This is a genomic window from Thermostichus sp. OS-CIW-20, from assembly GCF_054061455.1.
This window is the reverse complement of record NZ_JBSSEF010000003.1, coordinates 139,006-152,863: the sequence shown is the minus strand read 5'-3', so window position 1 is coordinate 152,863 and position 13,858 is coordinate 139,006. Positions and strand designations below refer to the sequence as shown.

Here is a 13,858-nt window from a genome sequence, read left to right as displayed (position 1 = left end):
AAGAAGTATGTCGAGCAGCAGGCAACGCCCAGATTGTGAGACTCAGGGGCATTGAACCCCTTCGTCTCACCGCCTATCCCCCATCCCGCCAAGCTCTGCTGTGGCGGGAGTACCCCGGAGGTTCTGATGGAAATCCGCCCTGCCACCCCTGAGGATGCGCCCGTTCTGTTTGATCTCATTTGTGCTTTGGCCGAGTACGAGAAGCTGAGCCACTTGGTAACGGGATCCGCTGAGCTGCTGCGACAGCATCTGTTTGGCCCCGAGGCCTTCGTTTCGGCGTTGCTGGCGGAGGTAGAAGGGCAGGCGGTGGGCTTTGCTCTTTACTTTCGCAATTTCTCCACCTTCCTCACCCGGCCGGGAATCTACCTGGAAGACCTGTTCGTGTTGCCGGAGTTCCGGGGCAGGGGCATCGGCAGGGCGCTCTTGGCGCGGGTGGCCCAGGAGGCGGTGGCCAAAGGATACGGGCGGCTGGAGTGGATGGTTTTGGATTGGAACCAGCCGGGATTGGAGTTCTACCGGCGCCTGGGCGCCAAGCCACATCCCGAGTGGATCCTGCACCGCGTGGTGGGTGCTGATTTGGAAGCTTTGGCTCGGCTGGCCGAGGATCCCTGGCGAGCTTGAGCAAGTCTTCTGGGATCGCAATTCGGAATGGCCGACGACCAGCCAAAAATCTGAGGGCGTGAAGGGGGGCCGAGACCTCTATGCTTGTATACTTGCGGCTGAGCTGAGCTCAAGGCCAAGCATGAGCCCACCGCAAACCGCTATTCCCCAGGGGGCTGAGATCCTCTGCATTGGCACAGAGTTGCTCTTGGGAGAGATCACCAACACCAACGCCCAATATCTGGCAGCCGAGCTGGCCAAGCTGGGGATCCCCCATTATTACCAAACGGTGGTGGGGGACAACGAAGCCCGCATCCACCACGCCCTGGAGGTGGCCTGCAACCGCTCCCGTTTGATTTTGATCACCGGCGGCCTGGGGCCGACCCCTGATGATCTGACCCACGCGGCGCTGGCCTCTTTCTTCGGGGTGGAGATGGTGGAGCACCCGCAGGTTTGGGAGGAGATCCGGCAGAAGTACGGCCAGCGAGGTATGGAGCCCTCCCCCAGCAACCGCAAGCAGGCCTTTTTGCCTCAGGGGGCAACCGTCCTGCCCAACCCGGTCGGCAGCGCCTGTGGCCTCATCTGGCAGCCGCGGCCCGACCTGCACATCCTCACCTTTCCCGGGGTGCCGCAGGAGATGCAGCAGATGTGGCAGGAGACGGCTGTGCCCTATTTGCGCTCCCTGGGCTGGGGCCAGGAGGTGTTCTACAGCCGCGTGTTGCGCTACTGGGGCATTCCCGAATCGACCTTGGCCGAACGGGTGGGATCCCTGCTGGCGGGGGAAAATCCCACCGTGGCACCCTACGCCAGCCAGGGGGAGGTGCGCCTGCGGGTTACCGGACGCGCCCCCACGCGCGAGGCGGCGGAAGCGTTGATTGCCCCGGTGGTGGAGCAGATTTTACAGGTTTCTGGGGAAGACTACTTCGGCAGCGACGAGGCCACCTTGGCCAGCGTGGTGGGGGAGCTGCTGCTGCAGCGGGGGCAAACGCTGGCGGTGGCGGAATCCTGCACCGGCGGGCTCCTGGGGCAATTGGTGACCGGGATCCCGGGCAGCTCCCGCTATTTTGTCGGCGGGATTGTTGCCTACGACAACCGCATCAAGGAGCAGCTTTTGCGGGTGGATCCAGAGACGCTGCGGCAGCACGGGGCCGTGAGCGAGCCGGTGGCGGCCCAGATGGCCCTGGGGGCCAAGCAAGTCCTCGGCTCCGACTGGGCCCTGAGCATTACCGGCATTGCCGGCCCAGAGGGGGGAACATCCACCAAGCCGGTTGGCCTGGTCTATCTGGGCTTGGCCGACCCGGAGGGGAAAGTGGAAGTCCACGAGTACCGCTTCGGCAGCTTGCGGGGCCGAGAGGGGGTGCGCTGGTGGAGCGCCCAGACGGCGCTGGATTGCCTGCGGCGGCGCTTGCTCCACTACCCCCTTTCGGGGGGATCCACCTCAGCAAGGCCAAATCCTTGAGTAAGCTGGGGGAGCAGGCAGATCTCGGAGCAGGCTGATGACCCCCGATGCCCTTCAGGCCGGCAGGGAGGCGCTGCAGCAGGGCCGTTTCCAAGAAGCCATCCAACTGCTGGAGGCCTACTTGGCGCAGTCTCGCCAGCGGGGCGAAGCAGGCGCATCCGACAGCCAAGCCCTGGAGGCCCAGATGAACCTGGTGCGGGCCTACCATCAGTTGGGCGAGACGGAGAAGGCGCGGGCGCTTTGTCTGGAACTGCTGCAGCACCCGGATCCGCAGGCGCGAGGCTGGGCCCAAAAAATCCTGCCCCGCCTGCCCCAAACGGTGGAAAAACCCGCTGCTTCCCCACCCTCCCCAGAGCCAGCTCCTGAGGCTCAGCCGCTCTCCAGCCGCCAACGGGCCGGTCAATTGGGCCTGAAGATCCCCCTGCCGGAGCGGGCCGGCCCTCTGCGCTGGGCCAAGTGGGGATCCCTGGGGGTGGGCATTCTGTTCCTCTGGTGGCTGAGTTTTGTGCTGGTGGGCGCTCACCTGGATTTCGGACGGCTGAGTTTTCCGCGGCAGCTTTGGTTTTTGCAGGGGTTGCTGCCCTGGCTGCGCAATGGCCTGCGCTGGTTGGTAGCCGGCAGCCTGGCGGTCAACTTTGGCGTCGGCCTTTTGTTTTTTGCCCCCTGGCTGATGGATCACCTGCACCGGCGGCTGCACAAGCTGCGCTGGGCCACCTTGGGGGAAATCGAGCGCCACAGTCCCGAGACTGCCCGTCTGCTGCAGCGCCTCTGCGCCCAAAAACAGCTAAAACTGCCTCGGCTGGGGGTGATCCCGGAAGGGGGGCCGCTGGCTTTTGTCTATGGCACGCTTCCCGACGGCGGCCGCATCGTGGTCACCCAGGCCCTGTTGCAGCAGCTTGCCCCGGATGAGATTGCCGCCGTCTATGCCCAAGCCCTGGGGCGCATCCTCAACGGCGACATCTTGATCCTGACCCTACTGGGATCCCCCGTTCAACTGGTTTACTTGGCCCTGGAGCAGGTGAGCCAACTGGCAAACAAGCGGCGGGATCTGATCGGGCATGTGGCTCCGCTGCTCTACCTGATCTACACGGTGCTCTCCTATCCCCTGTTTTTCCTCTGTCGCCTCGGCACCTACCACGCCGACCATTTTGCAGTGGAAGCGACGGGCAATCCCAACGGTCTGATGGCCGCTCTGCTCAAAGCGGCTGCCGGCCTGCAGGAGGCCGACAAAAACGACCGCCGCCCCTCTTCGCTGCTGCACTGCACCCGCCTCTTCAGCTTCTTGGACTTCAAAACCACCGCCGTCGCCAGTGCCGCCAGCTGCCTGCGGGATCCCGCCCAAGCCGGCCAAGTCTTTCTCTGGGATCAGCTCAACCCCTGGGCCCGCTGGATGCAGGTCAACTCCAGCCATCCGTTGCTGGGGCACCGCTTCCAGGTCTTGGCGGGGTATGCCCAACGGCTGCGCCTGCTGCCAGAGTTGAGCCTGGGATCCGGACCCAAGTTGGATGGGGCCCGTCTGCAAAGCCGCTTCTGGCTGGATCTGGCTATCTATGCTGCCGAAGTGAGCGGGATGGTAATTGGCTGGCTCCTGGGGCTGATCCTCTATCTGGCGCTGCCAGATCGCCTCGATCCCAAGGTGATTGCGGCAACAGCGGTGGTGGGCTATGGCCTGGGCCTGGGATCCAAGGCGGTCTTGATGTACCGCGGATCCCTGTCGCCCCAGCCGACCGATGTGCTGCACTTGCTGGCCGATCCCGAGGCGGATCCCTGCCGCAGCCAGCCGGTGGAGTTGGAGGGGGAATTGGTGGGGCTGGGACAGGCTGGCTACCAACTGGGGGCAGAGCTGAAGCTGCAAGATGCCACTGGGCTGATGCCGCTGCGCTTCACCTCTCCCCTGGGGCCGGTGGGCAATGTCTTTTCCGGCCTGAAGCGGCTCCGCGCCCTCATGGGTCAGCGCGTCAAGGTGGTGGGCTGGTTCCGCCGCGGCAACACCGCCTGGGTGGATCTGGCCTACGTCCAGGCGGGATCCCAGCAGCTCCACAGCCGTCCCCGCCTGTGGCTGGCGTTGTTCGGCCTGGGAGTCGTCTTGTTCGGCGTCTGGGGGGCCTTCTCTTTTCCCAACCTGCGCTTCTACCTGCGACGGTAGGAGCCGACCGCTAGCGGCGAGAGGCCGTCAACTGCGCCTTGCGCAGCCGCACCGACTTCGGTGTAACCTCCACCAGCTCGTCCTCGCCGATGTACTCCAGCGCCCGCTCCAGGTTCATCTCCACCGGCGCCTGCAAATGCACCAGCTCCTCCCCGCCGGCAGCGCGGTGGTTGGTCAGTTGCTTGGTTTTACAGACGTTCAACTCCAAGTCCTGCGGCCGGTTGTGCTCGCCCACGATCATGCCCTTGTAAACGCGGGTACCTGGCGTAATAAAGAACACCCCTCGGTCTTCCGCATTTTTCAGGGCATAGGTGGTGGCCACCCCCTCTTCAAAGGCGATCAGCACGCCGTTGCGGCGGGTCTCGATCCCCGGCGTCAGGGGACGGTACTCCAAAAAGCTGTGGCTCATGATCCCCTCGCCGCGGGTAATGCGGATGAACTCGCTGCGGAAGCCGATCAGCCCTCGGGCCGGGATGACAAACTCCAACTGGGCCCGTCCGTCCGCGCCTACCATCATGTTCTGCATCTCTCCCCGCCGCTGCCCCAGCCGTTCAATGCAGGCGCCCACCGTGGATTCCGGCACATCCAGCACCAAGCACTCGTAGGGCTCGTAGGGCTGGCCATTTACCTCGCGGAAGATCACCTTCGGCTGCCCCACCTGAAACTCGTAGCCCTCCCGCCGCATGGTCTCCAGCAAAATGCCCAGGTGCAGCTCGCCCCGCCCGGAGACCAAAAAGCAATCGGGGGAGTCGGTTTCTTCCACCCGCAGCGCCACGTTGGTTTCTAGCTCCCGCAGCAGGCGCTCCCGCAATTGCCGCGAAGTAACAAAGGTGCCCTCCTGGCCGGCAAAGGGAGAGTCGTTGACGCAGATCATCACCTGCAACGTCGGCTCGTCCACCTTAATGAGCGGCAGGGCCTGCGGGTTTTCGGGAGAGGTGAGGGTGTAGCCGATGTTGGCCTCGGCAAACCCCGCCACGGCGACGATATGGCCGGCAGTAGCCTCGGTCAGCTCAACACGCTGCAAGCCCTGGAAGCCAAACAGCTTGGTTACCTTGCCCTTGGCAATCGACCCATCTTCTTTGACCACCGCCAACTGATCCCCAAGGCGGATGGTGCCGTTGTGGATCTTGCCGATCACGATCCGGCCCAAGTACTCCGAGTACTCCAGCGTGGTGACCTGTAGTTGCAGCGGCTTGGCCGGATCCCCAATCGGCGGTGGGACATGCTTGAGGATGGCTTCAAAGAGGGGCTTCATGTCCAAGGGGCCGCTGTACCTCCCTTCCAAAAAGGCTTTCAGGTCGGCTTCTTCCAGGGCAAAGCCCTGCAACCCCGAGGCAAAGAGGTAAGGGAAATCGCACTGGTCTTCGTCTGCCCCCAGCTCCAAAAACAGATCCAGAACCTTGTCGACAACTTTGTAGGGCTCGGCGCAAGGGCGGTCGATTTTGTTGACCACTACGAGCGGGCGCAGGCCTTTTTCCAACGCCTTGCGCAGCACAAAGCGGGTTTGCGGCATCGGGCCTTCGTTGGCGTCCACAACCAACAGACAGCCCTCCACCATGCCCAGCACCCGCTCCACCTCCCCGCCGAAGTCGGCGTGGCCGGGGGTATCGACAATGTTGATCAGGGTTTCGCCGTAGCGGACGGCTGTATTTTTGGCCAGGATGGTGATGCCCCGCTCCCGCTCCAGCGTGTTGCAGTCCAGCACGCAGGCGGGAATGTCCTCTCCCTCGCGGAAGGTGCCCGCCTGGCGCAACAGGGCGTCCACAAGTGTGGTTTTGCCGTGGTCGACGTGGGCGATGATGGCGACGTTGCGGATGGGGAGTGACATAAATAATCAACCCATAAAGTATTGCCCTACAGGCGAGTTTGCCCTAGGGCTGTCTCTATAACTGTAGCGCAAAGAAGCGTTACATTAAGAGATAACAAAGAAACAAGCCGAACTCCCTGGTCGATGCCGACAGGGGCTGCTCAGGGGGTTCTGTCAACTGCGCCGGCAACCAGCCTGGCTCGCCTACATATCGGCGCCGCGCAGGTAAAGCAGCAGAATGACCGCTGGCCCTGCCAGGACGATCAAGGCCAACAGCAGCAACTGCACAAACACTTCGTACTGTCCGAACATGCCCCCAACTCCCAGCGCTTACGTTTTGTATCCTAAGGGCAGCTCTCCCCCTGAGATGAGAGAGCTGTTACAATTCTTCAACACCTGACCCCACTTCACCCCCTGGGGATCCCTAGCGCTCCTGCTGCGCCTGAAACGGCATTGGATCGAGGTTAAACAGCTCCTGCAGAATTTGCATAGCCCTGCGCCGCGCCTCGATGTCCCGCTGGGCCCGCAGTTGCACCATGGGATCATGCAGGATCTTGTTGACAATGCCGCGGGTGAGCGCCTCGATGACCTCCAGGTGCTTTTCGGCGAAGTCCTTGCCCAGGCGGGAGAGGGCTTTTTCCATCTCCTGCTCGCGGATGGACTCCACCTTGTGGCGCAGGCTGGAAATGGTGGGCACCGTCTCCAAGGAGCGCCACCACTCCATAAACTGTTCTACTTCTTCTTCCACCAAGGCTTCGGCGGCCAGGGCCAGCTTTTGCCGTTGGGCGCGGTTTTCTTCCACGATACGGGAGAGGTGATCCACGTTGAACACCTGTACCCCTCTTAGCTTTTCCACGCCGGGATCGATGTTGCGGGGCACCGAGATGTCCACCAACAGCAGCGGCTGATCCGGCTGCAGCACCCCCGCCAGTTGCTCGTAGGTGAGGATGGGCTGGGTGGCGCCGGTGCTGGTGAAGACCAGGTTGGACTCCGCTATGCTACTCAGCAGCGACTCCCAAGGCAATACTTGAATTGGCTGCTCAAATTGCTTGGCCAGCGCTTCTGCCCGCTCCAAGGAGCGGTTGACCACGGTGATATCCACCGCCCCTTTGGCCAAGAGGTGCTGCACCAACAGGCGAGCCATTTTCCCCGCCCCCACCACGGTCACCTTGCCCTGAGAAAGGGATCCCTGCTCCTGCAAGGCCAACTCCACCGCTGCCGAGCTGATGGACATGGCGCCAGTGCCGATCCCCGTCTCGGTGCGGATGCGCTTGCCGGCGGTGATGGCCGCCTTGAAGAGGCGGTTGAGGATGCGATCCATGCCGTTGCAGGCCTGGCCCAGTTGCTGCGCTTTCTTCACTTGCGACAGGATCTGCCCTTCCCCTAATACCAAGCTGTCCAGCCCGGCGGCCACCCGCATCAGGTGCGTCACCGCATCCTGGTAGAGCAGCGTAAACAGGTGCGGGCGCAGTTGGGGCAGCGGGATCCCTTTCGCCTCGGCCAAGAACTGCATCGTCTGTCGGACACCACTTTCCATTTCTGGAGTGACGATGTAGACCTCCAGCCGGTTACAGGTGCTGAGGATCGCCGCTTCCTCAATGTGGGGGTGGGCACGGAGCTGCTGGATCCGCTCCCCCACCTCGGCCTCGGGAATGCTGAGGCGCTCCCGGATCTCCACAGGAGCTGTGCGATGGCTAAGACCGACAACCGCGATAAACATGCCTCTCCGTCGTCTGTACAGCAACAGTTATTAAAAACAGAAACTATGAACAAAAGCAAACTCACCTAGCTAGGACAAGGAAGGCAAGACCGATGTCAAGGGATTGCCTTGTCTCGGCTGCAGCAAGCTTAGGTAACTTTTCTCAGCCTACCTAAACCCTAAGAACAGTATCGAGCCGGTTTTGCAGGATTTTGCTGAAGAGTTATTACGTTTTTTCGGGCGACTGACTGATAGATTTCTTAACTTCCCAAAGGACAAGAGCGACCTTCGCCAGAGGAAAGCCGCCCTTGCCGAGGGAGATGTCGGGCCGGGGATCCGTCAGCGCAGTTGCAGGCTGCGGGGCTGTTGGCCGTCTTTCATATGGATGGTATCCACAAAGCGCACCGTGCGCGACTGGCTGGAGATCACCAAGGTCTCGGTGCGTGCCCCGCCGCCGAAGAAACGCACCCCGCGCATCAGGTCGCCATCAGTAATCCCGGTGGCCGCAAAGAGGACTTCCTTGCCGCTGGCTAGCTCTTCGCATTCCCACACCTTGTCGGGATCCTCGATGCCCTGTTCTTTCAGTTGCCGTCGTGTCTCTTCCACCGGCGGCAGGTAGGTGCCCGCCTGCACCACCTCGGGGTCGTAGATCAGCCGACCTTGGAAGTGGGCGCCGAGGCAGCGCAGCGCCGCCGCCGAGATCACCCCCTCTGGGGCTGCCCCGATCCCCATCAGGGCGTGGATGCCGGTGCCGTTGAAGCCTGCCGAGAGGGCCGCCGAGATGTCGCCGTCGGTAATCAGCTTTACCCGCGCCCCCGCCTCCCGGATTTGGCGAATGAGATCGACGTGGCGCTTGCGGTCCATGACCACCACCGTCAGATCGGAGACCTCCCGATCCAGGCTTTCGGCGATAATCTGAAGATTCTTTTCCGGCGGATAGTCGAGATGTACCTTGCCCTTGGCCTGGGGCGGAGCCGCCAGCTTCTGCATGTAGATGTCCGGCGCGTGCAGAAGGCCGCCTTTTTCGGAGATGGCCAGCACCGCCATGGAGCCGTTTTGGCCCTTGGCCACCAGGTTGGTGCCTTCGCAGGGATCCACGGCAATATCGATTTCCACCAGCTCTTCCACGCGGCAGAACTGCTCGGCGTCCGGGCGCGTACAGATGCCCACCTCTTCCCCGATGTAGAGCATGGGGGCCTCATCGCGGGTTCCCTCCCCAATGACGATGCGGCCGCGCATGGGGATCTGGTTCAGTTTCTCCCGCATGGCCTCGACGGCCACCTGATCGGCGGTCTTGTTGTCGCCTTTGCCCATCCAACGGGCGGCGGCGATGGCAGCCTGCTCCACCACTTCGATGATCTCTAGCCCCAACTTGTTGTCCACGGCGTGCCCCCTTGGTATGTCGGAACGATGAAGGCCAATTAAGGATATCTTCAGACTCTTCCCCTCAGTTTACCAGGCGGGCTTCTTCTCGGGATCCCCTTGCCTCAGCTTTCATAAGCTGAGAAAACAAATCGGCCAAAGTCAAGCAGAAAGAGCGATCCCCGTCTTGCTCGTTGGCTATTGTCGGCTGGGGATCAAGAGTGATAGCCTGGCTTAAAGCCAATAAGTTTTTCTTAAGGCGATTAAAAAAAACGCAATGGAAAGATACGTTTTCGTCAACTGTTCTCAGCAGGTTCAGGTCATCCGAACAATTCCCGGCCACTGGGAGCGCACCCTCTTCCCCGGCCAGTATGCCATTTTCGAGGCAGAGCCGGACGACTACCTGGAGGTTTATAGCTGCTGCTGTTCTACCACCATTTTGGAAGAGCGCCACCCCTGCCGCCGTTTGTTGGACTCCTCACTGCCTGAGGCTGACCCCCACCTGGACAGGCTGGCAGATGCAGTGAACGGATGAATCAGCTTGGGGATCCCGGCTCCTGAGGCCGAGCCTCGGTTTCCTCGCAGGGCAGCTCGGCAGAGGGGGCATCGGGAGGACGGGTGAGGCAACTGCCTCGCGCGGCGTCGCGAAAGGTATCGATGCGCTCCACGCAATTGTGATAGCCACAGTAGGGGCAATAGAGGCGATCCCCTCTCCACCACCGCCGGCAGCGGTCACAACAGAAGTGGTAGAGAAACTCCAGCGCCACCCTCATGGCAACCGACTCCCTGACCTGGCAGAGCCGAAAAACGGAAAGAAATGGGGATCCCCTGGATCGCGGCGCTCCAGCTTAGCCAGCCAGTAAGACAAAGTCATTATGAGTATGGTATGTTAGGTTTAGTTTACATTTGTACTTTACCGTAAGGAGCGTCGACTGATGTCTCAGGAAGGATGTCTGCGGGTGGGGCAGCCCGCTCCCGATTTTTCGGCCACTGCCGTTTACGACATGGAATTTAAGACGGTGAGGCTCTCCGACTACCGGGGCAAGAAGTACGTGGTGCTGTTCTTCTACCCCTTGGACTTCACCTTCGTCTGCCCGACGGAGATCACGGCTTTCAGCGATCGCTACGACGAGTTTGCCAAGCTGGACACGGAGATCCTCGGCGTCTCGGTGGATAGCGAGTACTCTCACCTGGCCTGGATTCAGACCGACCGCAAAGCCGGAGGGGTGGGCGAGCTGAGGTATCCGCTGGTCTCCGACCTGAAAAAGGAGATCAGCGCCGCCTACAATGTCCTGGATCCGGCGGCAGGGGTGGCTTTGCGCGGCCTGTTCATCATCGACAAGGAAGGGATCATCCAGCACGCCACCATCAACAACCTGGCCTTTGGCCGCAGCGTGGATGAAACCCTGCGCACCCTGCAGGCCATCCAGTACGTGCAAGCTCACCCCGATGAAGTTTGCCCGGCCAACTGGCAGCCCGGCCAGAGAACCCTGAACCCCGACCCGGTGAAATCCAAGGAGTTCTTCGCGGCGGTTGCCAAGTAGGCTTGTCCAGGCCCTGTCAGGGATCCCGGGTTTTGACACTCCCCCGCCTGAAGGCGGGGGATTCTCACGTAGTCCATAAACGGACTCGTAAAGGCGCTGTCAAGACACCTCTAGACAGTTCCGTGTAGGTATGCTTTGCTGGAGCTTTTTTTTTAGCAAAAGGCAGCCCGACAAAGGATCCGACTCTTCTCAACATGACCTTCCGCCTCCCCTCTCCCTCGGGGAGAGGGGCCGGGGGTGAGGGCTAACAGCGCCGAACCCTTTCAAACCGGTTGCCAGTGGAGACGAACAAATGTGGAGACGAACAAATAAAGATCCCCTGGGCTGGCCAGGGGATCCGACAAGACAGAAAGACAAAGGTCGCCGGAATTAGTCCCAGGGTTTCCCGTTGGTGAATTTGTAGGTAACCGGCTCTTTGTTCTTGCCGATGTTGTGATCCACCTTGCCGACGGGCTGGCGCCCCTCGTTGACCTTCTCGGGAAAGACACCATCCTTGGGATGCACCAGTTCCGGCTGTCCACCCGCCGGGATGCGGAAGATCTGGTAGTCCTTGATCTTGAACTCGGAGATCAACTGAGCGCCGAGCGCCAGGCACTGCTCTTTGCGGGCGAAGGTGAGGTAGTTTTTGCCCTCCACCATCTCGGCGGCGCCGCCGGTGGGCATTTCAAACACTTGCCCCGGCTTGCCTGTCCAGGTGATCACATATTTTTCTTCGGTTTCGGCTGCGCTCAACAGCCCTCCGGTGGATCCCCCGAATAGGGGCAACTTTGCCCCCTGACGGGGATCGCCTTCCATCACAGCCATAGCCTACCTTCTCGTCGTCGTTTGCGTTGTTGGGCCGCGCTTGGGGTTGAGGCGCGGAGCACTTTGAATGTACCATCGGCCCGATTTTTGACCCCAGATCTGCCGGCGAACTGTAATTTTTCGTAGCAGATCCAGCTCTGGCGCGGGCGGATCCCGGCTTACTCTCTGAGCCACCATAGAAGCAGGCGGCAGAGCCCCACGTTTGCAACAGGAACGACGCCCATGGCCCAGTGGTCCCTCCATCCCAGTTCCCAGTCCAACGCCAGGGTTGTCCTCATTCCCACTGCCTTTGGCCCAGATACGCAGGCGCCGCTGGCCATCCTCAACGCCGGTGCTGAGCTGTGTGCTTTTGAGCCGCGGTTGGGGATCAATGTGGATGAGATAGCAGTGGCGCAGTTGCCGGGGCTGGTGGATGAGCCGCCCTATGGCATGTGTGAGGCGGCGGTTATTCAGGCTTGGCGACGACAACAGTGGCCGGTGCTGTTGCCTTCGGTCTTGGCGGCCAGTTGGGGAGCCATTCGTGCCCTTTGGAAGCACTACCTCGCCCTGAGTGTGGTGCATTGCAGCGCCCATGCCAACCTGATGCCGCCCGAGGAGATGACCCAGCCGGAGCAAGATATGGGCTATGGCAACGCTGCCTGGGTGGAGTTGCTCTACCAGCATAGGCTGCCGGTGGTGCATGTGGGGCTGCGCAGCGGCAGTGCCCGCGCCTACGCCTGGCTGAAAAACCACGCCAGCCCGATCTTTTGGGCCCAGGATGGCTGGGATCCGCAGCAGGTGGTGGAGGCTTTGCCGGAGCAGCCGGTGTTCTTGGTGGTGGACTGCAGTGTGCTGGATCCCTCTTTGGCGCCGGCGGTGCACCACCCGGAGCCGGGGGGGCTGAGTTGGTTTCAACTGTTAACAACCTGTGAGGCCATCTTCGCCGCCCGCCCTGTGATCGGCCTTTCCTTGGGAGGAGTGGCGGTGGGAGCGGCGACGCGGCCAACCGCCCGCATGGTGGCCCGCCTGCTCAATTGGCTGCTGGCCTGCTACGGCCTCTACTCCCTGAAGCTGGCCCCCAACCCCGCTACGCTCGAACGGCCCGAAAATAGATCGCGAACCTCTTGAGCCCGGCTTATGAAGGCTTTCTACCGGCAGGTGCTTTTTCCGAGGTTGCTGGATTGGGCTCTGGCCAGCGAGCGTCTGGAGAGCTATCGGCGGCAGCTTCTGGCCCAGGTGCGGGGAGCGGTCTTGGAGATCGGCTTTGGCACCGGCCTCAACCTGGCCTGCTACCCAGAGCACATTCAAAAAATTACAGTGGCAGATCCCAACCCCGGCATGGGATCCCTGGCCCGCCGCCGCATCGCGGCTTCCTCCATCGCCGTCGATTGGCTGGTGGCGGACGCCCAAGAGCTGCCTTTTTCGAACCAGAGTTTTGACAGCGTGGTCAGCACCTGGACCCTGTGTAGCATCCCCGATTTGGCCAAGGCTTTGGGGGAAATCCGGCGGGTGCTGCGGGTGGGGGGCAAGCTGTTTTTTCTCGAGCACGGCCTCAGCCCGGATCCCCAGGTGCAAAGCTGGCAAAGGCGTCTCAACCCTATCCAGAGGGCGATCGGAGATGGCTGCAACCTAGACCGAGATATGGCTGGCCCTGGCAACCGTTAGCCTGCCCTCAACTAGCTCTTTGATTGGCGTTCTCCCCCCTTTCATCCCCCGTATACGGGGGGAAAGGGGAAGAGCGGGATCTGCGCCGCCAAGGTTTCGGTCAAGACTCCGCTAGACTAAAACCTGTACCTGGCAATTCCCACCTTCTATGGGCGATCCTCTCACCCCTCAAGTTAGCGAGCGCATCTGCAAACACATGAACGAAGACCACGCCGATGCCGTGGCCCTCTACGCCAGGGTCTTCGGCCAGGTGGAAGGAGTGGTCCAGGCCCGTATGGAGGCCATCGACGCGGAAGGAATGGACTTACAGGTGGAGGTGGATGGGGCTGTGCGGAAGCTGCGCATCCCCTTTGATCACCCTCTCAAAGATTCTGAAGATGCCCACCACACCCTGATTGCCATGCTCAAACAAGCCCGTGCCCAGCTCAGGCAGGCCGCCGGTTAGCCACAAGTTAACGGGTTTGGATCCCGCCCAGGCTAGCAGGAAAGCAGGCAGCTAGCTGGCCTGCTGCAGGAGCAAATCCAGCTTGCCCTGGGCCTCAAGGGCGTAGAGGTCGTCGCAGCCGCCGATGTGCTGGTTGTTGATAAAAATCTGGGGCACGGAGCGGCGCCCGTTGGCCCGCTTGGCCATCTCCGCCCGCGCCGCCTCATCCCCATCGATGGCGTATTCGATGTACTTCACCCCTTTGCGATCCAACAGTTGCTTGGCGCGGATGCAGAAGGGACAAAAACGCCACGTGTAGATCTCAACGGCCATAGGGAGATAACCAACACTTTCACACACTTTTACATA

At 61.5% G+C, this 13,858-nt stretch carries 15 protein-coding genes; 8 read left to right on the top strand and 7 right to left on the bottom strand.

What is annotated here, in order from left to right; all coding sequences use genetic code 11:
- Window positions 1-126 precede the first annotated feature (126 nt).
- The 3 genes from ACVWXC_RS02545 to ACVWXC_RS02535 all read left to right on the top strand — a co-directional run bounded on the left by ACVWXC_RS02545 (window position 127) and on the right by ACVWXC_RS02535 (window position 4,205).
- Window positions 127-621, top strand: coding sequence for an N-acetyltransferase family protein (locus tag ACVWXC_RS02545; RefSeq protein ID WP_457390899.1), 495 nt, complete (start codon window positions 127-129; stop codon window positions 619-621).
- Between the two features lie 121 nt (window positions 622-742).
- A complete protein-coding gene (locus ACVWXC_RS02540) occupies window positions 743-2,059 on the top strand; it encodes a competence/damage-inducible protein A (protein ID WP_457390897.1) in 1,317 nt (438 codons plus the stop codon).
- Between the two features lie 37 nt (window positions 2,060-2,096).
- On the top strand, window positions 2,097-4,205 hold the full coding sequence (locus tag ACVWXC_RS02535) for a M48 family metalloprotease (protein ID WP_457390895.1): 2,109 nt from the start codon (window positions 2,097-2,099) through the stop codon (window positions 4,203-4,205).
- 10 nt (window positions 4,206-4,215) lie between these two features.
- Here the strand turns inward: ACVWXC_RS02535 and typA are convergent, their stop codons facing one another.
- The 4 genes from typA to glpX form a co-directional block, all read right to left on the bottom strand.
- Window positions 4,216-6,033, bottom strand: coding sequence for a translational GTPase TypA (gene typA / locus ACVWXC_RS02530; protein WP_457390893.1), 1,818 nt, complete (start codon window positions 6,031-6,033; stop codon window positions 4,216-4,218).
- A gap of 183 nt (window positions 6,034-6,216) precedes the next feature.
- On the bottom strand, window positions 6,217-6,324 hold the full coding sequence (gene psb30 / locus ACVWXC_RS02525; RefSeq protein WP_011429448.1) for a photosystem II reaction center protein Ycf12/Psb30: 108 nt from the start codon (window positions 6,322-6,324) through the stop codon (window positions 6,217-6,219).
- 112 nt (window positions 6,325-6,436) lie between these two features.
- Window positions 6,437-7,732, bottom strand: a complete 1,296-nt coding sequence (locus ACVWXC_RS02520) for a glutamyl-tRNA reductase (protein WP_011429447.1) — start codon at window positions 7,730-7,732, stop codon at window positions 6,437-6,439.
- A gap of 318 nt (window positions 7,733-8,050) precedes the next feature.
- Window positions 8,051-9,094 (bottom strand): class II fructose-bisphosphatase, encoded by a 1,044-nt coding sequence (glpX, locus tag ACVWXC_RS02515; RefSeq protein WP_011429446.1) that lies wholly within the window; start codon window positions 9,092-9,094, stop codon window positions 8,051-8,053.
- Between the two features lie 256 nt (window positions 9,095-9,350).
- Here glpX and ACVWXC_RS02510 point away from each other — a divergent pair, with 256 nt between their 5' ends.
- Window positions 9,351-9,608: a DUF1830 domain-containing protein gene (locus tag ACVWXC_RS02510; RefSeq protein WP_457390890.1), complete on the top strand. Its 258-nt coding sequence runs from the start codon at window positions 9,351-9,353 to the stop codon at window positions 9,606-9,608.
- Between the two features lies 1 nt (window position 9,609).
- Here ACVWXC_RS02510 and ACVWXC_RS02505 read toward each other — a convergent pair whose 3' ends face one another.
- Complete coding sequence (locus tag ACVWXC_RS02505; protein ID WP_099834660.1) at window positions 9,610-9,846, bottom strand: hypothetical protein; 237 nt, start codon at window positions 9,844-9,846, stop codon at window positions 9,610-9,612.
- A 162-nt stretch (window positions 9,847-10,008) separates the two neighbouring features.
- Between ACVWXC_RS02505 and ACVWXC_RS02500 the strand changes: the two genes are divergently transcribed.
- Window positions 10,009-10,617 carry a peroxiredoxin gene (locus ACVWXC_RS02500; RefSeq protein ID WP_011429441.1) on the top strand — a complete coding sequence of 203 codons (609 nt, stop codon included), beginning with the start codon at window positions 10,009-10,011 and terminating at the stop codon, window positions 10,615-10,617.
- A 369-nt stretch (window positions 10,618-10,986) separates the two neighbouring features.
- Here ACVWXC_RS02500 and ACVWXC_RS02495 read toward each other — a convergent pair whose 3' ends face one another.
- Window positions 10,987-11,412, bottom strand: coding sequence for a photosystem I reaction center subunit II PsaD (locus ACVWXC_RS02495; protein ID WP_041438839.1), 426 nt, complete (start codon window positions 11,410-11,412; stop codon window positions 10,987-10,989).
- Window positions 11,413-11,643: 231 nt separating this feature from the next.
- Between ACVWXC_RS02495 and ACVWXC_RS02490 the strand changes: the two genes are divergently transcribed.
- The 3 genes from ACVWXC_RS02490 (at window position 11,644) to ACVWXC_RS02480 (ending at window position 13,510) form a co-directional block, all read left to right on the top strand.
- Window positions 11,644-12,528, top strand: a complete 885-nt coding sequence (locus ACVWXC_RS02490; protein ID WP_099812432.1) for an arginase family protein — start codon at window positions 11,644-11,646, stop codon at window positions 12,526-12,528.
- A gap of 9 nt (window positions 12,529-12,537) precedes the next feature.
- The gene (locus tag ACVWXC_RS02485; protein WP_011429438.1) at window positions 12,538-13,065 is read left to right on the top strand and encodes a class I SAM-dependent methyltransferase; all 528 of its coding nucleotides are present in this window, start codon (window positions 12,538-12,540) and stop codon (window positions 13,063-13,065) included.
- Between the two features lie 148 nt (window positions 13,066-13,213).
- A complete protein-coding gene (locus ACVWXC_RS02480; protein WP_011429437.1) occupies window positions 13,214-13,510 on the top strand; it encodes a DUF2470 domain-containing protein in 297 nt (98 codons plus the stop codon).
- Window positions 13,511-13,561: 51 nt separating this feature from the next.
- On the opposite strand, the gene grxC is transcribed toward ACVWXC_RS02480, so the two are convergent.
- Window positions 13,562-13,822, bottom strand: coding sequence for a glutaredoxin 3 (gene grxC, locus ACVWXC_RS02475; RefSeq protein WP_011429436.1), 261 nt, complete (start codon window positions 13,820-13,822; stop codon window positions 13,562-13,564).
- Window positions 13,823-13,858: the final 36 nt, after the last annotated feature.

Bases quoted from the DNA above. Each gene is read 5' to 3' on its own strand.
- ACVWXC_RS02500 (WP_011429441.1), top strand. From the start codon at position 10,009: ATGTCTCAGGAAGGATGTCTGCGGGTGGGGCAGCCCGCTCCCGATTTT.
- psb30 (WP_011429448.1), bottom strand. From the start codon at position 6,324: ATGTTCGGACAGTACGAAGTGTTTGTGCAGTTGCTGCTGTTGGCCTTG.
- typA (WP_457390893.1), bottom strand. From the start codon at position 6,033: ATGTCACTCCCCATCCGCAACGTCGCCATCATCGCCCACGTCGACCAC.
- ACVWXC_RS02520 (WP_011429447.1), bottom strand. From the start codon at position 7,732: ATGTTTATCGCGGTTGTCGGTCTTAGCCATCGCACAGCTCCTGTGGAG.
- ACVWXC_RS02480 (WP_011429437.1), top strand. From the start codon at position 13,214: ATGGGCGATCCTCTCACCCCTCAAGTTAGCGAGCGCATCTGCAAACAC.
- ACVWXC_RS02545 (WP_457390899.1), top strand. From the start codon at position 127: ATGGAAATCCGCCCTGCCACCCCTGAGGATGCGCCCGTTCTGTTTGAT.
- ACVWXC_RS02540 (WP_457390897.1), top strand. From the start codon at position 743: ATGAGCCCACCGCAAACCGCTATTCCCCAGGGGGCTGAGATCCTCTGC.
- ACVWXC_RS02495 (WP_041438839.1), bottom strand. From the start codon at position 11,412: ATGGAAGGCGATCCCCGTCAGGGGGCAAAGTTGCCCCTATTCGGGGGA.
- ACVWXC_RS02535 (WP_457390895.1), top strand. From the start codon at position 2,097: ATGACCCCCGATGCCCTTCAGGCCGGCAGGGAGGCGCTGCAGCAGGGC.
- ACVWXC_RS02510 (WP_457390890.1), top strand. From the start codon at position 9,351: ATGGAAAGATACGTTTTCGTCAACTGTTCTCAGCAGGTTCAGGTCATC.
- ACVWXC_RS02490 (WP_099812432.1), top strand. From the start codon at position 11,644: ATGGCCCAGTGGTCCCTCCATCCCAGTTCCCAGTCCAACGCCAGGGTT.
- grxC (WP_011429436.1), bottom strand. From the start codon at position 13,822: ATGGCCGTTGAGATCTACACGTGGCGTTTTTGTCCCTTCTGCATCCGC.
- ACVWXC_RS02485 (WP_011429438.1), top strand. From the start codon at position 12,538: ATGAAGGCTTTCTACCGGCAGGTGCTTTTTCCGAGGTTGCTGGATTGG.
- ACVWXC_RS02505 (WP_099834660.1), bottom strand. From the start codon at position 9,846: ATGAGGGTGGCGCTGGAGTTTCTCTACCACTTCTGTTGTGACCGCTGC.